The 22232-nt window shown below is 36.1% G+C and carries 23 protein-coding genes and 1 riboswitch; of the genes, 4 read left to right on the forward strand and 19 right to left on the reverse strand.

Annotated features, from left to right (window positions below; translation table 11 throughout):
• Positions 1-135 precede the first annotated feature (135 nt).
• Complete coding sequence (locus K7887_RS18985; protein WP_223493703.1) at positions 136-876, reverse strand: alpha/beta hydrolase; 741 nt, start codon at positions 874-876, stop codon at positions 136-138.
• 451 nt (positions 877-1327) lie between these two features.
• Positions 1328-1431, forward strand: a riboswitch (cyclic di-GMP riboswitch).
• A 28-nt stretch (positions 1432-1459) separates the two neighbouring features.
• On the opposite strand from K7887_RS18985, the gene K7887_RS18990 reads away from it, so the two are divergent.
• Together K7887_RS18990 and K7887_RS18995 are read left to right on the forward strand one after the other, a co-directional pair.
• Positions 1460-1600, forward strand: a complete 141-nt coding sequence (locus tag K7887_RS18990) for an anti-repressor SinI family protein (RefSeq protein ID WP_148965551.1) — start codon at positions 1460-1462, stop codon at positions 1598-1600.
• 95 nt (positions 1601-1695) lie between these two features.
• Positions 1696-2025 carry a helix-turn-helix domain-containing protein gene (locus tag K7887_RS18995; RefSeq protein ID WP_148965550.1) on the forward strand — a complete coding sequence of 110 codons (330 nt, stop codon included), beginning with the start codon at positions 1696-1698 and terminating at the stop codon, positions 2023-2025.
• A 19-nt stretch (positions 2026-2044) separates the two neighbouring features.
• Here the strand turns inward: K7887_RS18995 and K7887_RS19000 are convergent, their stop codons facing one another.
• The 16 genes from K7887_RS19000 to K7887_RS19075 form a co-directional block, all read right to left on the reverse strand.
• Positions 2045-2908 (reverse strand): metallophosphoesterase, encoded by an 864-nt coding sequence (locus K7887_RS19000; RefSeq protein WP_223491182.1) that lies wholly within the window; start codon positions 2906-2908, stop codon positions 2045-2047.
• 127 nt (positions 2909-3035) lie between these two features.
• Positions 3036-4052, reverse strand: a complete 1017-nt coding sequence (locus K7887_RS19005; protein ID WP_223491183.1) for a nucleotidyltransferase domain-containing protein — start codon at positions 4050-4052, stop codon at positions 3036-3038.
• Between the two features lie 15 nt (positions 4053-4067).
• A complete protein-coding gene (locus K7887_RS19010) occupies positions 4068-5876 on the reverse strand; it encodes an ABC transporter ATP-binding protein (RefSeq protein WP_223491184.1) in 1809 nt (602 codons plus the stop codon).
• Between the two features lie 14 nt (positions 5877-5890).
• Complete coding sequence (locus K7887_RS19015) at positions 5891-6334, reverse strand: S24/S26 family peptidase (RefSeq protein ID WP_223491185.1); 444 nt, start codon at positions 6332-6334, stop codon at positions 5891-5893.
• Positions 6324-6593, reverse strand: a complete 270-nt coding sequence (locus K7887_RS19020; RefSeq protein WP_223491186.1) for a PqqD family protein — start codon at positions 6591-6593, stop codon at positions 6324-6326. The genes K7887_RS19015 and K7887_RS19020 overlap by 11 nt, the downstream gene beginning before the upstream one ends.
• The gene (locus tag K7887_RS19025) at positions 6590-7375 is read right to left on the reverse strand and encodes a hypothetical protein (protein ID WP_223491187.1); all 786 of its coding nucleotides are present in this window, start codon (positions 7373-7375) and stop codon (positions 6590-6592) included. Before K7887_RS19025 ends, K7887_RS19020 begins: the two co-directional genes overlap by 4 nt.
• 64 nt (positions 7376-7439) lie before the next feature.
• Complete coding sequence (locus tag K7887_RS19030) at positions 7440-7652, reverse strand: hypothetical protein (RefSeq protein ID WP_223491188.1); 213 nt, start codon at positions 7650-7652, stop codon at positions 7440-7442.
• A 70-nt stretch (positions 7653-7722) separates the two neighbouring features.
• Positions 7723-9516: an ABC transporter ATP-binding protein gene (locus K7887_RS19035; protein WP_223491189.1), complete on the reverse strand. Its 1794-nt coding sequence runs from the start codon at positions 9514-9516 to the stop codon at positions 7723-7725.
• 162 nt (positions 9517-9678) lie between these two features.
• Complete coding sequence (locus K7887_RS19040) at positions 9679-10257, reverse strand: hypothetical protein (protein ID WP_223491190.1); 579 nt, start codon at positions 10255-10257, stop codon at positions 9679-9681.
• On the reverse strand, positions 10258-10407 hold the full coding sequence (locus K7887_RS19045) for a paeninodin family lasso peptide (protein WP_223491191.1): 150 nt from the start codon (positions 10405-10407) through the stop codon (positions 10258-10260).
• Positions 10408-10428: 21 nt separating this feature from the next.
• A complete protein-coding gene (locus K7887_RS19050; RefSeq protein WP_223491192.1) occupies positions 10429-11616 on the reverse strand; it encodes a nucleotidyltransferase domain-containing protein in 1188 nt (395 codons plus the stop codon).
• Complete coding sequence (locus K7887_RS19055) at positions 11576-12073, reverse strand: lasso peptide biosynthesis B2 protein (RefSeq protein ID WP_223491193.1); 498 nt, start codon at positions 12071-12073, stop codon at positions 11576-11578. The genes K7887_RS19050 and K7887_RS19055 overlap by 41 nt, the downstream gene beginning before the upstream one ends.
• A 26-nt stretch (positions 12074-12099) precedes the next feature.
• The gene (locus tag K7887_RS19060; protein ID WP_223491194.1) at positions 12100-12390 is read right to left on the reverse strand and encodes a lasso peptide biosynthesis PqqD family chaperone; all 291 of its coding nucleotides are present in this window, start codon (positions 12388-12390) and stop codon (positions 12100-12102) included.
• On the reverse strand, positions 12383-13324 hold the full coding sequence (locus tag K7887_RS19065; RefSeq protein WP_223491195.1) for a phosphoenolpyruvate carboxykinase (ATP): 942 nt from the start codon (positions 13322-13324) through the stop codon (positions 12383-12385). Before K7887_RS19065 ends, K7887_RS19060 begins: the two co-directional genes overlap by 8 nt.
• A 361-nt stretch (positions 13325-13685) precedes the next feature.
• Positions 13686-13817, reverse strand: coding sequence for a paeninodin family lasso peptide (locus tag K7887_RS19070; protein WP_223491196.1), 132 nt, complete (start codon positions 13815-13817; stop codon positions 13686-13688).
• Positions 13818-13831: 14 nt separating this feature from the next.
• Entirely contained in the window at positions 13832-15781 is a 1950-nt protein-coding gene (locus K7887_RS19075; protein WP_223491197.1) for an asparagine synthase-related protein, read from the reverse strand.
• Positions 15782-16223: 442 nt separating this feature from the next.
• Between K7887_RS19075 and K7887_RS22995 the strand changes: the two genes are divergently transcribed.
• A complete protein-coding gene (locus K7887_RS22995; RefSeq protein WP_263290310.1) occupies positions 16224-16349 on the forward strand; it encodes a hypothetical protein in 126 nt (41 codons plus the stop codon).
• A gap of 363 nt (positions 16350-16712) precedes the next feature.
• Positions 16713-19397, forward strand: coding sequence for a right-handed parallel beta-helix repeat-containing protein (locus K7887_RS19080; protein ID WP_223491198.1), 2685 nt, complete (start codon positions 16713-16715; stop codon positions 19395-19397).
• Positions 19398-19583: 186 nt separating this feature from the next.
• On the opposite strand, the gene K7887_RS19085 is transcribed toward K7887_RS19080, so the two are convergent.
• Both K7887_RS19085 and K7887_RS19090 read right to left on the reverse strand, forming a co-directional pair.
• Positions 19584-20669 carry a polysaccharide pyruvyl transferase family protein gene (locus K7887_RS19085; protein WP_223491199.1) on the reverse strand — a complete coding sequence of 362 codons (1086 nt, stop codon included), beginning with the start codon at positions 20667-20669 and terminating at the stop codon, positions 19584-19586.
• Positions 20670-20690: 21 nt separating this feature from the next.
• Positions 20691-22232 carry a lipopolysaccharide biosynthesis protein gene (locus tag K7887_RS19090; protein WP_223491200.1) on the reverse strand — a complete coding sequence of 514 codons (1542 nt, stop codon included), beginning with the start codon at positions 22230-22232 and terminating at the stop codon, positions 20691-20693.

Consider the following 22232-nt stretch of genomic DNA (forward strand, 5'->3'; position numbering starts at 1 on the left):
TTCCGAGGGGCGATGCTTGAGCCTCCTCACTGCGTTGCGGGGTCTCAACCTATCGCTACCTCCCTCCGGAGTCTACGCCTAACGCTCCAATCACCAGCTAGGTTACTTTATTAATTAATATTCTTATATTTAGTATTACCAATCCAACGACTCTAAAAACTCGTATACGTCTTCGTGGAGTTGCTCGCGTTCTTTATCGAGCGTGATGACGTGGCCGGATTCTTCATACCATTTAATTTTCTTTTCGTCCGATTCCACTTCATTGTAAATAATATTGGCACTGTCTGTGTTAATCATATTGTCGTGTCGGGCTTGTACAACAAATGTTGGAGAATAGATCATGTCTACATTATTCCTCACGTCTGCAATCAATTCCTGCAACGCCTTCAATGTACCCATTGGTGTTTTCTCAAATTCCTTCATTTCTTGTTCAATCTGCTCCGCATTTTTCCCTTCACGACGTTTAAACTCGCGCGCGTATTCCAAGACACCTTGATACATGATTTCTTCACTCTTGATATACATCGGCGCACACATAGGCACAATACCCTTCACCGGAACTGTATAACCTAACTTTAAAGAGAAAACTCCGCCCAATGACAGTCCGACGACCGCAATGCTTTCAAAACCTTTATCTTTCAAAAACTGGTAGGCTTCCATCACGTCCTCCCACCAATCCTCAGGTCCAGTATGAACCAATTCTTCCGGTGGCACCCCATGTCCTTTATACTGAGGCGCATGGCAAGTATACCCTCTCTTCTCCAAAAACCGGCCCATCATCCGCACATCCGCCGAATTCCCTGTAAACCCATGTAACATCAATACCGCACGATCTCCGCCTTCAAACGTAAAAGGCTTTGGCAGCTTCACTTTCATCACGTAAGAACATCCTTTCTTTCACATGTATTTATAGTATGCTACTTTTAATTAAATATCAGATATGATTAGTCCGAAAAGAACATTTTACCATAATGGAGAAGGAATAGCTTTATGGGCGCCTGTTTCGAAGGGAGGTTTTCGTTTTAGGGGGTACTTTATAAAGCATTACGAAAAATGAATGTTTAGTAGGAGAAAATCGACAAAAATAATGTTTTTCTTTTTATTTAAAAAGAGTCGTAATAGGCCAATTTACTATTCAAAAACCACTTTTCAAGTCCTGAAATTAACTCCTAAGAACCTTTTATTCCTCAAAGCATTTTTGTAAAATAATTTGACCCATTCGACATTAATCAGCAACATTCCATATTTAGTTAATTTATAATGAATTCAGGTTAAGATAAGGACAATCGTATTAATACTAAAGTTTTATGAAGTAACAAATTAATACAACAGTCAAGGGCAAACTTGTTGAAAGGCAAGGACGCAAAGTCAACAGATCTAAGGTTGTAAAAGAAAAATCCTTTTACTAATTAAGATGGCTGGGCTGCCTGAAATACCAAGTATTTTAGGAGGGAAAAGGATGGAGAAAGTAACGGTTAAAATGACAGAAAATTTAGATAAGGAGTGGGTAGAACTAATTGGTAGCGCGCTTGAATTAGGTATATCTTCTGCTGAAATCCGAGATTTTTTACATAATAAGGGGCATGTTACATCCAACTAACTCTCATTCATTGATTATTCATGCAATTTTTGTTCTAAATATCTAACAATCCTTTCGTTATATGCTATAATAAGCATGATAGGAAGGTGAAAGCCATGATAGGAGAACGAATTAAAAAATATAGAGAACAGCGTAAAATGTCTATGTCGGAACTGGCAGAACGTGCTGGCGTTGCAAAATCGTATTTAAGTTCCATTGAGCGGAACCTACAATCCAATCCTTCTGTACAATTCTTGGAAAAAGTCTCTTCTGTCTTAGGCGTTTCCGTAAATACTTTGTTGCACGATGAAGAAAACAGCGAAAACGTAGACCAAGAATGGACAATGCTCGTACGCGAAGCAATGGACTCAGGTGTTACAAAAGAACAGTTCAAAGAATTTCTGGAATTTAATAAATGGAAAATAAATCAGGATACAAAAAAGTAAGTGCCACATTGTGCGGCACTTACTTTTTTGTTGTAAAGGTAATTACGTTTAATTCAGGTGTATTAAACAGCCTAAACTTCATGAACGGAAGAGTATCGCTGCTCCCTAAACCTGTACTTACATACTGTTTGATCCCCTTGTATTCCCAAAGCCCCTTCACCCTGTCCTGCGGAGGAAAGAGCCCGCCCCTATCGTAATAGGCTTCAGGTACAAAAACCGCCCCGTAAAACGGAATCCTAAACTGCCCACCGTGGTAATGCCCTGCCATCAGCAAATCAAATTCTCTCATATTATAGTAAGGATCACTGTGAAGCAAATCGATCCTGCGATCTACTACAGGATAATGATTGAGCGCAATTAAAAGATCCTCCTCTTCATTGTCCAACACCAGATTTTCTTTAAAATTTTCTATTTGCTTTCTTATATAAGGTGTATAACTACCGTCAACTGTGGAATCCCTATATGCCTCTATTCTATTCTCACTTATAATGGAACTTTCGAAATCCACAATACGAACTAACGATTCACCAATAGGGAGGGCATAATTAGTCTCAAGAAATCTAACGCCCCTCTCTTCCATTCCTTTGATAAAATCGTGTTTTTCTATCTTGCCCTGTTTTATCTGATATGGAGCCGGATCCGCATTACCAGGCACGAAAAAGGCATGTTTCTTATTGTTAATTCCTTCAATTAGTTTGTAATAAGGGGCATAATTGTTACTTCTTTTGCTATTAAGCATATCTCCAGTAAAAACAACTATGTCATACTCAATGGAATTTATTTTCTTAATCAATCGCTTTTGATTCTTTCCAAACTCCTTCTCATGAATATCTGTCACCTGAAGAATTGTAAAATCGTCCAGCACTGGTATAAGATTCTCCATTTCAATTTCTTCATGGACAATTTTAATCCGGTTATTATCAATGATTATATACACAATCCAAAATAATAGAAATAATAAAAGTACAATACGCCAATTCACCCTTTTCATTTGAACCTCTCCAATTTTCTTACTTGTTACGCGATTTTCTCTCCAAACCCGAACCCATATAATTCATAACCTCCATTACACTATGTTTGGCAGTATCAAAACTAAAAAATTGATAATCGAGGAAATCCAAATATTTTTTAAATATATTGGGTTGAGTATCCTTAACAATGGGGTGAGCTTCCCACCACATATTCGTTCGTTTCTTCGGAAGCGTCATAAGAAAATCAAGATGAGGGAAATGATAAGCAACGATTGATAATGTACGGATTATTCTCTTTAGAGTTTGATGTTGCTTTGCAATAGCATATAGTTTCTGATAGTCTATTTTGTTGCCCAATACTTCTGCGACCATGATAATATCCAAAAAGTATTTTGGTGAATCCATATTGTGTCTCCAACCGTGGAGGCACATGAAATAAAATGTATGAAAGACCGTTAATTCTTTCACATACCTATTTCCTCCAAATGGTAGCGCCTCATTCCAGAAGTCAGCGACATTTAAATTTGATGTATTTCCACAAACAAGATCCCAGTGCAGCTCAACTGTCAAAGGAATGAAAGAACCCAGTATGTTCTTACCTAGACTGATGTGGAAGTGATTTTTTATTTGTTCTTGTTCTATAGTAAAGCCTAAAGACTTCACTATACGGACCGCTTCCGACAGGTCTTTTATATTTACCAGCAAATCGATATCAGACGTTGATCTTGCGCCTATGTCCCCATAATATTTCTCTGCAAAGTGAGTCCCTTTTAATGGCATTACTTCTATACGATTCTCTTCAAAACTCTCTAGTATTCTAGTTTGCTGATTCTTGATATATAAGTTCAAAAAAAAGCTTTCCTGATAAAGTTTACTTAATTTTTCCTGGAAGAATAATGGGGTGTTTCCCAGCATACCTTTTTCTTTCAATAAATAATATACTTGAGGCGAGAACCCATCTGCTTCTATTACACTTAGAATACTTTCGTACTTACCCTCTTCAGTCAATGGCAGAATAGTTTCTTCATATATATTCTTTACAAAAGAAATGCTCAAGGTTCTTCCCCCTTCCTAAGCGAAATGCAGATCTTTTGATTCCTCTTTAAATGTTTGGTTAAGCTTTTTATACAACCCCGGTTGCTGCAATAGCTCCTCATGACGTCCATATTGAACAATTTCTCCCTGATCCAGTACTAGTATTAAATCTGCTTGCTGGATGGTAGATAACCGGTGGGCAATTACAATTGTTGTCCTACACTCCATCAGCTTATCCAATGCTGCTTTTACCTGATATTCGGTTTCATTATCAAGTGCCGAAGTTGCTTCATCCAACAAAAGAATTGGTGCATCTTTCAATACAGCCCTGGCAATAGCAATCCTCTGCTTCTGTCCACCAGATAATTTAATTCCTCGTTCCCCAATTTCTGTATCATATTCTGCTGATAAGGATTGGATAAATGAGTCAATATTAGCAATCCTAGCCGCCTCTTTCATTTCCTCTTCTGTCACATCAGGCCTGGCAAGCATTAAGTTTTCCCTAATTGTACCTTGAAAAAGAAAGGTATCCTGGGAGACATGAGCAATGTGACTTCGTAGCTCGGCAATCGTAAACTCCTCGATGCTTCGTCCGCCTAGAGTGATTTCTCCAGTTTGTGGCCTATAAAAGCACTGTAGGAGATTAAACAAAGTGGATTTACCCGCTCCAGAAGGTCCTACAATAGCGGTCACTTGCCCTGCCGGTATATGCAAATGGAATCCTTCAAACACTTTTATATGTTCATCATAGCTGAAATGGATATCCTTAAATGTGATAGCTTGCAAGCCCCTTTCGTTCGGCCTCTTATAATAAGGCAGCTCTTCACAATCAGTCTTTTCCTCCAAAATTGTCACTACTCGTTCCACCGCAGATACAGATCGTTGAAAACCAGCCCATTGCCCTGCAAGCTCTGTCAGCGGATAAACGAGATGATTCACAAGCGTCACAAAAATCAACAACGCACCTACCGTCATGACACCTGTTGATACAAAATAGGCACCCACACAAAGCGTAGCTATATATGTAAAAGAACTGACGAACTGTGAGCCTGAATGAAACCAGCCCCTCAGCTTCGCATTCTTCATTTCCAATGAATACAATTCTTGATTTAGCTTCTGATAATTTTGATCCAACAGCCTTTCTAAAGTAAATGCCCTTACAGTTAAAAATCCCTGGAAGGATTCATTTAAAAAGCCATTCATGCTGGCAACCAAACGATGAATCTCTCTGCCATTATTCCTTAATAAAATTCCAAAAAAGGCACCAGAAATAATTGCCGCCGGGCCAACTAGTAAACTAATAACAGACAGCTGCCAATTAATTTGAAACAGAAAAATAAACACTGTCACATAGATTAGGGGAAGATAGATGAAATTGATTAAATTGCTCCCAATTACGCCATCAATACTATTAATATCATTTGTAAAGTGAGAAACTAGTTCACCAGAAGAACGGTTTGATGCTGTCGAAGCTGGAATCCTTAAAACATGACGAAAAACATGATTCTTTAAGTCCTTCTTTACTTCATAAGTAGCAATCGCTTCATAATAAATATAAATAAATCCTGTAACTATACTAATTATCGTAATAGAAATACCTAGTGGAACCAACCAACTAATCTCTTCAAAATTACTCTGAACTGCCGCATCTGCAATATTACCGAAAAACCATGCAAAACCGATGGTCAGCCCTATATCTACCAAAAGTAGACCAAGTAAAATCATGTATGCTTTCTTATTCTTTTTAATAAAAGGAGATAATAGCGAAAATGTTTTTTGTATATCTCTCATGGTGAAATATTGTCTTTTTAGTTCCATTAACTTTGTTTTATAATGTGAGAGCATCTTATCACTCCATATCAGGCAGATGTTTTACGTTTCAAATACATTCTGATAAAGGTGGACATTACAGGGACTGCCTGAACAAAATGTCCCCATACTCTGAAAGATAGATTGTTAGAATCTATCTTCTTATCGTTTCTTTTTATAGATATCAACTTTCCTAAAATATGGCTCTGATCAATAGGAGGATCAAATCCAAGATTACCATCACCTTTACAAAAATAACGAGTTTTATCTATTTGAATTAATCGGTGTGCAACGAAACGATTAGAGGGGGTATAAAAAAGAATGATGTCCATGTTCTTCAGCTTGGAGGAATTACATGAAGAGAACCTGCATATGTCCCCTTCTCTAATAAGCGGATACATACTCGTACCGTACGAGGGAAGATCAATCCATCCTCTTTTAAGCAAAACTTCCCTTACGATAGCGACAGGACTATTATCTTTTTCAGCTAACATTCTTGATTACTCCACAACTCTCAAGCTGCATGATAAAGTCCTCTATCTCTTCTTTTTGCACAATACCTGAATGTTGATAGTGCCTTTCTAAAGATTCCACAATACTCTCCACAGTGTGCGCTTCACGAAGAATAGACCAACAGAATCCTCCTACATGGTTAATTTTCGTTACCGTGAAATTATCCGTATTTAAAATGATCCACTCGTCATCTAATACAGTAGCTTCACAACCACTCTGTTGAATATACTTATTGCTCAAGAGATCACCTCCCAGAATTTATCGTTCTTTTGAAAATATAATTGGTGAACAGGAGTCAGATTAACCAAATTCTTTAACAGTGATACGATCTTTTTCGTATCTTCTGCTTCCTTGGACCAATAAAACACCTTATCCATCAGTAGGAGAAAGGCATCTGATTTTTTTATGGAATGTTTGTGAATGTCTAAAGATTGTCGGAGCAAATAAATCCCCTCAACAGGTGAATATTCCGTAAGATTGGTAGGTTTAATCTCACTTCGGAAGGGAGAATGATAAACGGTCGCTTTCCCCTTATCAATTTTTACGATGGCAGCTTCATCCGAAAGAATTGTCCTTGGCATAGAAAGCTTAGCGGACGTCGATTTCCCAGCCCCAGACTGTCCGGCAAAGATAAAAGCCTTACTTTCATTAACGACGGCGGATGAATGTATCAATAATCCCCAATTATGATAGACAATAAAAGAACTGTATAAATTCATCATGGCGTGCTTCAAGGCAAGGTCATCATGAAAGTAAAGTTTAGCTACCTTATAATCCCGATCCACAACTATTTGATAATCAGCTCGCCTGAAAATGATGTTTCCATCCTCCCGAAAATGAGCCACCTCATAGTTCAAAAATGATGTTCCATAACCACTTTCAAGATAGATCAATAAATCCGGTTTGACTCGTTTATTTCCCTTTGGAATCTCATACTCTTCTCTAAACTTAGATAGAAGATGCATATAGGGACTGAGAAGTTTAATGTGGTGCTCGCCAATTTTCACCTGCAATGTTTTCATGGATAAGCCGCCTTTTAAAAGTTGATGACAGAGCCAAAAGACAGTTTGGCTCTGATTGTTTTACTCAACAATTACCTTTCTTTCTGTGTCCAGGAGGACATCCTCCGCTGCCTGGGGGAGCACCTCCACCTCCTGGCGGACCTCCATTCCCATCTCCTGGCGGGCCTGGAATTCGGCCATTTCCAACTCTCGCACCTGGATTCCAGCTTTGGGCAGTTTCAAAGCTAATTGGCTGATGCAACAATACTTTCGGGGCAACATACACTTCCGTTTTCATCTCTTCACCTCCTCTTTTAATTCTTTATTAAGAACAACAAGACCTCACGGAGGTCATTATATTCAATCCTTTAGTAACTTGCCTGCATCTGACTCTTCAACAATTTACCGAACACACTTTTTCTCTCTTCGGCAAGCTGGCCAAATTCGCCCTTTTGGATGATGAAGCCATTCTCCAATACAATCACCTGATCAGCATTTCTGATAGTAGATAATCGATGGGCAATAACGATAATCGTCATTTTCCCTTTCAACATCTCCAATGCATGCTGGATCTTGGACTCATTTTCGGTATCAAGAGCACTTGTCGCTTCATCCAGAACAAGGATGGATGGCTTTCGTAAAATAGCCCTAGCCAACACAAGTCGCTGACGTTCCCCCCCGGATAGTTTTATCCCCCGGTCTCCGATCACAGAATCAAGTCCATCCGGCAACTTTCTTACAAACTCTGCAGCAGAGGAAAATTCAAGTGCTTCCCATACCTCATCCTCTGTCGCCCCCGGCTTTACCAACATCAAATTTTCCCTGACCGTTGTATTGAAGAGAAATGGATCCTGTGGTACATAACTTATTGCTCTCCTAAGGGATACCAGCTTGTCACTTGTAAGTGGAGTCCCGTCTATCAAAATCTCGCCATACTCCGGCTGATTCAAACCCATCAACAAATCTATTAGTGTACTTTTACCTGCTCCGGATTTCCCCACAACCGCCGTCATTTGATTAGCTGGAATATGCAAATTTATATTATTAAGGGCAAATTCAGGTTGGTCCTTCCGGTAGCGGAAAAACACCTCTTTACACTCCATGCTTGAATGAACTTCCACCGGTTTGATCTCATTAGCCGTTGCAGTAAATTCCCTCGCATTTCTCGACTCATTCTGGATGGCAATTACCGCTTTAAATGCAGGGATGGTCGTTGCCAATTGTTCCAGGGAGCCCTGAATCCCAGCCACCCTTGGCCATAGTCTGGAGAATATGACAATAATGAGCATCAACTGCGTGAACTGCGCATTAAAAAGCACCACACCGAGATAGATAAAAACGGCAATTAAGACAGCAGAAGCTATCTTATAATACAATTGAGACTTCGTTTTCAATCTCGTATATTCAATCTGTTCATTTTGCATTCGTTCCGTAATGTTCTGATACCAGTCCATTCTCGAGTCTTCCAATGTATTACTCTTAATATCTTTGATTCCATTAATCTGATCGGTGATTCCAGACAAATAACTCCGCCCCAAATCATAGTTACGCTTCCCTAGCTCCATGGACCATTTCAAGAATTTTCGGTTCAACAGAACGAGAAATACTCCACTAAGTAGAATAAAACCTGTAATAGTCGGTGATAACATCAAAGCCAACCCAATCTGAATGACTGTAAAAATCAAAGAGGATGCAAACTGCAAAAAGGAGCTTGTGCCTGCACTTGCTCTGGCAACCTCGGTCGTCATAAAATTGATAAGGTCCGATTTACGGTTTTTGATGAAAAAATTCCAATTCGCATGCAAGAAAGCGTCATAGGTCTGCACCCTTAAATGACGGAAAAAACCTTGCTGAATAATAGCATTGCGAATCGTAATCTGGCGATGGACAATATTATGAGCCACCACAATCAGCACATAGATTGCCAGTATTCCAGGCAACCCTAAAAACGCTGCAACACTTTCTAAATATTGCAGGATTCCACCTATTGGGGTCCCTGCAGCTTGAAAATTAATGATCCCAGTCATGTTAATCATCGGAATTAGAAGCAGAATCCCAATTCCATCCAACAATCCAATGATCACCATTGAAACCATATTAATATATAGGACTTTCCCTGCGTAATGATGGATCTTTGTTAGGAAATAGCGAAACTCCTTCATGTAATTCCTCCTAATCTTATAGGACCTGCCTATTACAATCAGCTTTAACAAAAAATATTTTGAGGCTCTGTTGAGAGAGGGGTTAGGCAATGTGTATAGGTTTTATGTACATTTAATACTTCCAAAATCGGTTTTTCCCACGTTTTCATCAGATGTTCCTCCTCAGGTCTTCGCGAGTTTTTTTAACGCGTCTACTTTTTTTCTATCATCCATTAATTTCTCCACATCAAAGATGACGGCTATCAATGAATTGTTATGACCACTGAACTCTTTCTTTCCCTCAATCGCCAATCCGAACATTATTCTCATCATCCGATAAAACTTTTTCTCCATCAAAGCAATATAAAACTTGGGTTGGTAAGTATTGATATGGTCGTCAAACACACGAAAAAAACTCTCAAAGTAACCTTTTCGCTGGTACTCGGAAGCTAAACAAAGTTTATCAATCTCCCAAACTCTACCTTGATTCTCCTGTATGGCAGGCAGAGTAGAAAATGAATACCTGTTGGGACCTTCTACGGAACTATAGTTGTTCCCTGGCGAGTATGGAATAAATTCAATGGTGCCGAATATTGTTTCCCTATTCTTAAAAGGAAATATACTGGAATGAGATTGCTTAAGATTATACTTTATTCCATCTGGTGAATAAGGGTCATTGTGCCATTTCTGCTTTCTGCAGACTTTTCCCCACGTCTTTTTAAAGGTTTTAAAGTCTTTCTTGCTTTCGACCTTTTGGAACATTTAACTTCCCCCTGTTCCTGTTCCAATCTCCTCGCAGTATTCCTCCCACCAATCCTTGATTTTATCCCATTTACCTGGATCCTTAACGAATTTATACGTATTCTTCACTTCTAGTATTTCCAAGGCCGGAGTACTCCATTCCTTCTTCACTTTCTTTCATCTCCTTCGCAATTAGGTTTTTACAACTGTTTGCCCTTTTGTCTTCCTCCACGCCCACAAAAATGGCCGTAATGGAACGTATAAAAAATGTAGAAATTTTGGCAATGGCAATGTTTCGGCATCTTCTGGGAACGGAAATAAACAGCTTAACAAATATAGTGCTTTTTGTTGATACGACATAAGTGAAAACAAATGCTTCCCATGGTAATCTGAAACATTCTGCGGAACTGGATCTGTATGTAAATTAACCATAGACTGCAAATAAAAGATGGCCTGTTGCGCGAGCTGGCGGGATTTTTTATCTAATAAAACCTTAACTTCCATAGGAGTTTCAGAGTTTACCAGATTTTCCGATAAAAGTAGGGCCTGGCCACCAATTCTTTGAAAGTGATACTTGTTAAACAGGTGGACAGCCTGATGCCAGTTTACTTCCTGTCCTAAAAGACGTTGGATATCTACCAGCCATCTCAGCCTTGACCAACCATGTCGGGCTCCATGTGTCGCAAGAAAGAAAAACAGATCCTCTTTTCCCAGCATATATACCGTTTCATTTAAAAGAGAGCTCTTCTTTTTACGGTTCCAAAGGTCGTCAAAACCAGGTTCAAAACTTGGACCAGGGTTCAAGCGCCAGTGCAGCTCACACTTCACCCCTTTTTCTCGATGAAAATAAGTGACGTGATGATGCCGCCATGTCCAGTCCCCGAGTATGGTCTCAATATAATCATCCTTCTCATACCCCAGTTGTATAAGCAGCGCTTCCGCATCACCTAAGTTTTCTAAAGGAATTAAAACATCCAAATCACACGATGTTCTTAAAGAAATATCGCCATATAGCTCTTGCGCAAGTACCGGGCCCTTTAAAAAAATCGTTCGAATATCTTTTGTTAGGAATTGCTGGTTAAGATGGTTCATTTCTGCAGTAAGGTGCATCATCTGAAAAGTATTTTGCTGATACATTGCCTTCAGATAACGTAAAACATAATCGGGCACAGAGGGATTATCTATTCGTTTCAGTTGTTGATATAGTAGAGGAAAGAGACGATGATGTTTGGCAAGTTTAAGGAATGCCTCCCAGTTTACCTTATCAAGGAATTGCTCATATTGAGCTAACCAAGCTGTTGTATTTTCTTCCTTTAATACATGAAGGATGAACAGCAGCTCATGAGGAACTTTCGCTAAATTTAGACTCGTTTTTTTCACTTCGCTGCTCCCTTCCCAATGTTTTGGCGAATTTACCCACCACTGTAAACTGATTCATCACCTCAGCACCGGTAATGTAAAACGGACCTGATCTCAACCACGCATGCGCAATGAGCTTACCGTTTTCGTCTTTGCCCGTACCGAGATACAAGGTACTTTCAATATTTCTCTTTTCAAGCATTTTCATGGCCGCCATCGCCTTTACCAGACACTGACTTTCCCAGAAAGTGTACTTACTCGTAATATGAACAGCCTGGGAAACAGCGGCAAGTACCTTCTGATCTCTTATTGAAGGTCGTTCAAAAGTCGTCTCCGTCATATTTGTCCCTAAAGATGGCGCAACGGTAGAAAAAGGAACGCTTTTTAAGTAACGGGCCCAGGCTAAATGGAAGTAGGATTCTACTAATAGTCTCCTAGTGTTCCAGTCCGCTTCCAGTAACAATTTCAATTTTCTCATGTTTTGGTCCCTTTCGCCTTGGAAGATTAATTTTGTTTAATAAGCCCTTCTTTATGGAGCATTCCAATGAACTCCATCACCTGCATTTCACAAGTCTTCTCATCCACCTCATATTCTTCTTGCAATTGACTAACCATGCCCTTAACGCTGTTAGGTTCCTGAAGCAGATCCCAAATTGCTCCTCCAACCTCCCCCAGATTGTAATACTTTCCGTTCGCAATACTAAACATCACCTTTTCTCCATCCATATCACTAATGATGTTTCCTTCCACCTGAGAATATGCACAATCATTTGTCAGAACTAACCCTTTAGCCATTAACCACTTCACCCTTTCTCTCCATACTAGTCAAAATAAAGTTCGTTATTTCATTTGCCGTAAAAATAGAGGTCGGCCGCTGTATTCTATAAAAACTCATCTTGTTCACCATCTTAGCGGATGTCTGGAAATGCCAATCCATTAACCCAGCTCTTGGTATAAAGAAATTTCGGTATGTATGCTGGAACAACAGATGGAACCTTTCTAATCCAGTAACAGAAGAAAATTGAAGGGCTTCATCCTCTGTTTTCATCAATTCAAAAACTCCAGCTAATGGGAGTGCCTTGTCGCAAAACTGGGAGTCTACTGGTATCGCAAACTTTGTTTCACGATCAATGATCGGACGGAAGTTACTAGACTCCATCCCAAACTCATCTATACTCTCCTGCCACAACTTCTGCTGCGGATAAGCCGGGGTCACCATCGGGATATTATGTTCGTTGAAAGAAACGGGAATAACATCATCGCTAATTAATTGATATCCCTGCCTTAATAAAGCAGAAGCTGTCGTAGATTTACCCGCTCCAGAATCCCCGACTATTGCGTAGGCTTTTCCGTTTATGGCAATGGCACTGCCGTGAAGTGGAAGGATTCTGCGCTGCATAAGAATGGCGCCCATGCATGTGCCAAGCAGGTAGAGCCTGATGTGGTCTTCGGCAGCTCCTTCATGGGGGCTGACGATGATTTCGTTGCCGTTTTGGATGAGGAAAATGGCTGTGTTATGAACATGGAACATACAGAGGTTTTCCTCAACGTGGAAGTATTGGTTAGGTTGTTTTGAGAGGGATTTCCATTTGGGTTGGAGGTTACCTAATTGGATGGAGATGTCCAATGATTTAGAACCTATATTAGCCCCACTTAGCTCGGGAAGCGCATATTCGCTTTTAATAGTAAATCCGAATGCTTTGTATAAAATATTTAAAGAAGTGGTCATTGAGATCTCTCCCGTAAAATAATTTCACCAGCTATTAGTTCATTATAAAGAACAAAGAATGTAAAAAAAAACACTAATGACTCAATTTCTTTATTAAGAACTAAAATATGTACTAAATTTAACATTATATATTATGATTGTCAATTATTTTTCTTGTTCAATGGCGAAGCAAAAATAATAAGATACCATTAAGAATGGTTATAAGAATAAATAATTACAACCTACTATTTTATAAATTATGTTAGACCATTATTTATTACGTAAAATAACCTCTATACATGAAAAAGTATAAAAGTTATTTTACGATGTTATGTTATTAAACAATATGAAGTTCACATCACACCTAAGAACAGAAGAGTTACTAACTAAATGTTAGCTCGCTCTTTGGTGTATCTTGTGGGAAATCGTTGTCTGTAAAATCTCCATCACCTTGTAGCATTGTGGACTTCACGTCAAGCACCTCCAAAAGAGGAATGCTCCAATTCTTTTTCATATAATCACCTCCCCTCAATAAAAATTTTTAAGATATCGATAAACAATCAGACTACGCATTAATACCTTATAATCTGGATTTATCGCATATTGCTCATTTGGACCATTATTCGCCACTGCTAATGCTGCCTTTAGGGTATCTATATTAAAGAATTCCATTACAGCCTTATTATTCAGCATTTCAACTACTTCACTAATGAATTCACCCCATATAGGCTTCATTCTATGGACCCAATCTACCCCTTGCACCCCTTTGATTCTATTATTTAATCTCACTTCGTTAGGTAAGTAGTTTTGAGTTGACCTTCTAATTAAGTATCTATCTATTCCATGTTTCACGTATTGTTCTTCAGGTATAGATAAACAAAATTGATAAACGCGCAAATCGTTAGTTGGATCCCTCTTCCACATTACGTGTTTTAATGAAAGTTTGGAAGTTAAAGTATTTCCGGCATTCCAAGGAAAAATCCTTTCAAATAATCTTTTTCGCTCTTCTTGTATGCTCGTTGTATCAAACCACCCTGTTTCTCCTATACCTACCGATTTCAATTTTTCATATATATTTGTCTGCTTTGCAAATTTCGGATTAATAATTTTCTGTAAGCTGGTTGATTGAGCTTTACTTCCTTGATTAAAAATTTGTTCTAATAAAGGAAAGCTTATTCTTGCGAGAATTGGTATATTTCTGAGCCTTTTCCCGCCGCTAACTTTACTGTACGAATTTAGTTCATTAACTAGTTTGAACCACTTTAACTTTTTAAGTAATTCAGCATAATAAACTAATGCATTACCCCAAGAAATAGTGTAGTTTCCTCTATCTCCATTCAGCAAAATTCCTATATCATGTTCTTGAGCACTTTCAAACATACCTTTCAACCAAAATGAATTCTCAAAAAATTTGTATGGCATTTCCATTATTTCTAACATAGTATCTATTTCTGAATAGGAATTCTTTTCATCAAAACTTAAAAAATTTGGTTTAATACCTCCAACGTGTTTGATAGTTAAATTAACATACTCACTTTCATTAGCCCGTAAGTAGTGTGGTGTAAAATCTACAAAATCCGTAGTCGGAACGTAACTAAACGTATGGAGTGCTTTTTTTTCTTCTTGCATATTCCTTACTGCAAAACTGACAACCGATCCTGAATCCAGTCCGCCACTCAATTGGGCTCCAACAGACCTGTGTGTTCTTAACCTTGATTGGACAGCTTTATTGAAAACATCCTGAAAGGCCTCTACATATTCGTTGTCATTTTTCAGTTTGATTTTTTTGTCAAATGATAACATGCAATACCTTTCAACTTTAACTGCTCTATTTGAAACAGTAATAAAATGACCAGGAGGTAACTGAACTATATTCTTTATAGGTGTACTAGAAGCTCCAATTGTATCAATCATTCCAGAGATCGCCAAATACTCTGCCAACCACTCTTCATCTAATCTTTTACTTACTTCATTTAATGTTAATAACGGTTCTATTACAGAACAAAAAGCGTATTGATGTTTATTGATAGTATAATAAAGGGACCTAGTACCAGTGAAATCTCTAGCAGCAAATAACATCTGCTTTCTTTCGTCCCAAATTACAAACGCAAAGTCACCTACCAAGTGCTTAACTGAGTCTTCTCCCCACTTATGATAAGCAGTTAATATTATTTGACTATCTGGAACTTTTTTTCTTAACTCATTTTTAATTTGCAACTTTTCAAACAGTTCTTCTCTATTATCTATTATTGCATCAGCAGTTATTGCCAGCTTTTTCTCTTGATCGTAAAATGGAAGTTTTTCGCCAACAGACTCTGGTGTAATCCACTGTGCATGAGAACCCATAAAAAGATTGTGTTCAAAAATAGTTCCCACGTCATCTGCATAGTATTTTTTAAGAACCCCCATCATTCTTTGGGCATGTTCAATAGGAATGGTCCCATTATTTAGGTCATAAATACCAGCAATTGCGCTCATACAAAATTCCCACTTTCGTAATTTATAACGCCTTTATGGTTCTTTATAAAGAACATCTTGTTTTTATAATACTTGTTATTATTCAGTTCGTCAATATGATCTGAACTATATTCTTTTTATAATATCCGTCTGCCAGTGTTGTTGGATGAACTGACAGTGGCTAAATTTAAAGCAGACGGCAGTTTTCGAAAGTTAATTCACAAATATCGAAGAATGGATATTAACCGAGCTACCAGAAAACCACGTGATACTTGTCTTAAAGATTATTGAATCAAGGCTCAAAAGAGCTTTTACCATTTTTTGTTCACAGTTTCCCCCGCGCTAAATTAGGCCAAGCTCAGGTAGCAGATACCATTTTTAATCGAATTATTCATGTTTCATATCACATTATGGTCGTTGGAGAGATTTCTATTCGGGATCCCTATGGATTGGTAGGATCACCATGATTCCTATAGAAGTAGAGATTCGTATTGCCAAGCATTTCTTTCATCATTTTCTTCCTAAAGAAGTGATGGAGCAAATCAAAGAACTCCTTCTGCCCCTATGTTTAGAAGTCAATGAAGATTGAAGATGAGGAGTTAGATTGGGATGAACTTGTCAGGCAAGCTGTTTTAATTATAGAATCGCGGTTAGAAGGAAAGAGTTTTAAATAACTAAGCGGCCATCAAAGCAAATTAAATCGATGGCTTTTTTTACATAATTGTAAGTACTGGCTCCCTTTCATACATTAAGTGGCCCTATCCTCCGTAATTGGTGGCTCCGAAATCCGCACTGCTGGCTTTTTCCTACCGCAATACTCATCCGTTACCCGTATGAATCAAAATAGCTCTTCTGATTATTCCTAGTAATGCTAAAAATATTTACCTGATTGTCCAATCATTCTTTTTATTTCTGCATTTAATATTTTAATGAAGCTATGGAGGGATATTCCTTGAGTTATAAAATTCAAATTAGAAGTAGTTTAAAGGGTGATTTACCTTTTTTGGATATTGGCGAATTTTGCTTATGTACAGACACAAAGGAATTATTTATTGGTATAGACAATGGGAATTTAAAGGTTGCGAATATAGAAGATATTGGTTCTTTAAATGATTTACCCACACTAGATAAGTCTAGTTTAGTCAGTGCTTTTCAGGAGATTTTTGAAAAAATCCATCTTATTGAGAATCTAGAGATAACATCTAGTAATATTAATGGAAATGTTAGAGTGAATGGAAAAGAAATACCTATTTATGATGATAGTTATTTATTACAAGCTCTAATTAAGAAAGCAACCAAAGAACACACCCATAATATACAGGAAATTACAGGAATTTCAATTTCTAACCCAATTGATGGTGAGGTTTTAATGTATGATTCTACTGAAAATAGTTTTAAGTCTAAAACTCTGCCGAATTTTCAAGCTGGTTCATTAGAAGACTTAACAAATGTAAACACTATAACTAGTAAACCCAAAACGGGTGATGTTCTATCTTTTAACGGGAATGAATGGTTCCCTACTGCAATAAAATCATATTATATCGATTTAGATTTATGGACTATTAATAACAAAGGAGATGATCCATTAAGAACCACAATTGGAATTAATAATGCGTTACAATGGGCAAATGCAAATGGATATAGTAGATGCAAACTCCCACCTGGTCTATATCTTATTGATAGAGATAGCACAATACAACTGGTTAATGATATGACTCTAGATTTGTATGGCTGCATATTGAAAAAGGAAACAAACTCTTATCAAAAGTACACGATAGTGAACATAGAGAACAAAAAAAATGTAACTATTGTTGGAGGTGTAATCGAAGGAGATAAAAATACTCACGACTATATTTCTATACCTGGAACACATGAATGGGGAACCGGTATTAATGTCAGTTATAGTAAAAATATTAAAATTGAAAATGTTGAGATTAAGGAAACTACAGGTTACGGAATATCAGTGGGCTCTAAGTATCTCCATAATTACTGGGTTTATTTATCTGAATTAGAATCTGGTACTTTTGATTTATTAGGAAACCCTGTTTCTAATGAATTTTGGGTGAGAAGCAATAAATACTATTCACTATCTCATGAAACAATACAAAAACAAGGATATTTTATGATCTGCGGAAATGGCTATGGTGCCTATGGAGAAGGTCAGGACTTAACAAAAGATATGGTGACAGTATTTCTATACGATAAAGAGAATAACTTTTTGGGTAAACAAACAAGAAGAACTTTTGAATGCTTTTATTTAAAAAACTTTCCATCTGGCGCAATCAAATTTAAGATATCCTACAGGAAAGTATTCACTAATATAATTGACAGTACAATAACAATACGTTCAGATGCATTTAGTCAGGGCGTAAACATCACAAATTGTTTTATTCACAACTGTAGGACTTTAGGGATTGTTGGTGGTGGTCAATTCATTAACATAGAACACTGTGAAATAGCAAATATTGGTGGGGCATCTCCAGGCTATGGTATTGATATAGAAGATGGTTATAATCTTAATCAAAATATCGTTATAAGAAGCAACTATTTTCATGACAATAAAAATGGGGATATTGTAGTAATAAGTGCAAGAAATGTGTTGGTAGAAATGAATAAATTCAATGGTACAGTTAGTTTTGGGGGGAGTAGAGGGGAAAGCTATGTTTCCCAATATAATTCATATAATGGAGCACAGGGTACTGGAAGCTCGTTAGCAGGCGGAGGTGGTTCTCACATAGTATTTAATTATGATCATTTTACAGAGACAACTATTTATATATTAGGCAACCCTTTATATACCCATTGTACATTTGATAATGTAAGTTTCATTTTACAATCGGATTTATATCTATTATCAACTTTCACTTATTGTAAGTTCAATTTTAACAAACGCGACGAGGGTTGGTCTTGGAACTTAAGAAAGGGTTCATTGGTATTTGATTCCTGTGAGTTCCATATTTATTGCAAGTGGTATTATTTTAGGAGTGAAGCACATTTAGGAGATTGGGTAAAAAACAAACTTATTTTTCGAAACAACTTTTTTTATACACGAGTAAATCTTGGGGAATCTGTATATGAAGTTAATGAATTAATATTAGAAAACAACACTTTTTTAGGGACACAAGATAAATTAAATTATTTTGGTTTTTGGGCAAAGGCAAACTTATTTAAGTTTGTTAATAATACTGTTAAAGACGTTTATTTTAAGATAGATGGAAAAGGAGATGACTCCAAAGCAATAATAAGTAATAATTCAGTTGTAATTGATAAAGATATTTCCGTTCAAGGACCTGACCGGTCAGAATTTCTTCGAATCAGTAATTTTAAACTGAGTTTGATTAAGGATAATGATATTAGTATTCTAAAAGCAAATGCTCAAATCAGATGTATATCTGTTTATGCTGAAAATGAACTAGTAATGTTAAGAAATAATTTTAATTGCAATTTAGGTTCTAATGCCAAAGTAGAATTATTTGGAACTTCAGACTCATCTTTATCAAATAACCTTCCAGAACTTATAGCTATAATAAAAGATAATATCTTAAAAAATGTATCTATAACTGCCTATAACTCTTTCAATACTCAATTAACACAGCCAATTATTGGTACAAACTTAACTGTAAATAATAACTTGTGACATATTTAAAACAAGTATACAAACTCATTAGACATTAAACGTCATTTTTTCGAGCGGGTGAAGAGAAATTCTTCACCCTAGACATTTGTAAATCTGCTTTTTTTAAACTATTGAAGAGATGGAAGGTCTATCTATTACACTAACTTTCATTTGGATAGCAGAATAGCTTGAGTTACTTTAGATAAGTTACCCACTTAAATACTGATCTAAGATTAAAAAATGACTTCGTGAATTTACAACCTGTTTTTTAATTTCCATAACTTCTTGGCTCTTTAGAGAAAAAAGTACTTCCTCAGGGTCAAGATTATCCATCTCAGTAATATTAAATGTGAGACCTTTAAATCCAACATCATCTATTATATTTTGCATTTTCTGACTATATACCAGTGGTAATACTGGTTTTTTATATAACCAGGCTAGAATCATAGCATGAAATCTCGTTGCTATTACGTACTTAGATCGAGACATTAACTCCAATATTTCATCAATATTCCCAGTATACTGATGAGCATTAACATGTCTTTGATATTCTTGAGGAATGATATCTATAATAGTTGAGATTCCTTCATTATCTCCTTCATTTTGGCAAAATCCAACTAAATTTACTTTAATGCTATTTTGTATGAATTTTATTATAAGTTTACTTAATGTTTCAAAATATTGTTTTTCAGTATGTTTTATTTGATTTCTATAGGATGGCTTAATTACAGAAATAAAAACCTCATTCTTAACATGTCCATTTAACTTGGTTTTTAAATTAAATACGATATCATCTGCTACTCTTACATTAGGTAATTGTTTAAAAAGGGCATATGATAAGGATTCTCTAAAGCATATATCAGTGTATTCCTTAAATACCCTTTGATGTAATCCATAATACTCTTCCTCATCATACGGTCCAAAATTTGCACCTAATAAAAAATATGGGTTGTCAGGTGTATTCTTCCCAAATTCGTCCAAGTGCTTTCTCCAATTTACACTTTGAATAAACATTGAACCACCTATTTTAACAGTTGCTATGCAGGATTTTTTTATTTTTGTTTGAAAATAGTTTTTCCTGTTGAACATAGCAAATAATTTATCTATTAGCCTTATTTTATAAGAAGAGTTTGAGAAACATTTAATATTTTTATTTTTTTTAAATATTCTTTTATACTCTTTTGGTGCAAACAAAATAAAATTAACCTGAGGGTATCTCTCACAAAGAATTTTAATAAACAAATCGTCGCCTAAATTGACATTAGTGTAGGCTTCTAGAAATACATTTTTCAATAATGTTCCCCCCACTTTCTATTAATTATCTAGCGAAACCTTTTCTTGACTACGTAATCTAAATTTAGAAATCGAGGTTTTAAAAAGGGTTTTCTCATAATCATTAAAAACAAATAACCATGATAATATAAGATAAAGAACTAAAAATACCATTGATGTTGTAATGATGCTCCAGTATTCATTATTGAAATCAAAATTTTTAACTTGTACTGAAACAATTACGCTTAATAATAAGGGTATTAATAGTAATGACATATTCTTAAAGAAAACTGGAATGTCTAATTTTATTTTCTTATAATAGTATATATTCATTATTATTATATGACCTATAAGGATTGAAACTGATGTGGCTAAAGCACAACCAAAATATCCATATTTTTGAGCTAAAGGAACACTTAGCAATAAGTTTAGTATTGCAATTGCTAAATAAATAACAGAGCGAAACCTATGCATATTTTTGGCTTGCAAAATGGCTATTCCGATTGTTTGTGTTAATGGTACACATAAAGGTATCATCACAATTAAAGCTAGATAGTATGCATGTATGTATTCTTTACCTGCCCAAGTTATAATGAATTCCTTGCCGACAACTATAAATCCTCCAATTATTATTGATAAGATAATAAATTGTAATCTCCCTGTTCTAATAAAAAGTGCTGACAATTCTTTATTTTCAACTTTATTAGTTACCATTTGTGTGATTTTAGGAAAGTATACTCCTGAAAAAGCAGTTGAAAAAGCCATAAAATAATTTGTAAAAGTTGCACCAATTGAATATACCGCTACAGAAGATGTACCAGAAATAATTCCTAAAATAAACTGATCTGTACTCCAAAATAACTTATCTACTATTAAAATTAAAAATATATAAAAACAATAATTTAAAATTTCTTTAATTAACTTGATATCAACTCTATTGAATGTTATCTTTACTTTTAATATTTTCAAACAATAGATACAGTTGATTATTAATATTATTAAATTTATCGATGTAGTTAATAAAACCATTCCAATAGATGTATAACCTAACACCAGTATCAAGATTATGAGCATAGGGGTAATTATTGCTTGTAATAATGCAACAAGTTTTAAGAATATAAACCGTTCATACGCTGTTATTATTAAACTAAAAAATCCAAAAATAATAGATGCAGCGGTGTTGAAAACTAATATTGATATTAGGGTTTTCATTTTAGATAATTCAGTTATACTCATTGAATTTCCGAATAACAAATCTATATTCGAAATTAGAAAATGACCCACCACAATGACCATTGTTCCAATTAATGTGAAAATTAATAAAAACATACCATTTAGACTATACTCTAAACTTTTTTCCCCCATAGCTCTATACTTAGATGTATATCTAATCACAGCGCTCCCAAAACCGAAATTTAATATACCAATTAAACTAATTATCGAAAGACTAAGACTATATAGGCCATATTCAGATTGGCCTAAGTAACGTAACATTAATGGTGTATAAATTAAAGATATACTGTTTCCCAAGATTAAAGTTAAATACGATAAAATTATTCCTGATTTCAGTTGATTATTTTTCAT

This window comes from Sutcliffiella horikoshii (assembly GCF_019931755.1).
GTDB lineage: Bacteria > Bacillota > Bacilli > Bacillales > Bacillaceae_I > Sutcliffiella_A > Sutcliffiella_A horikoshii_E.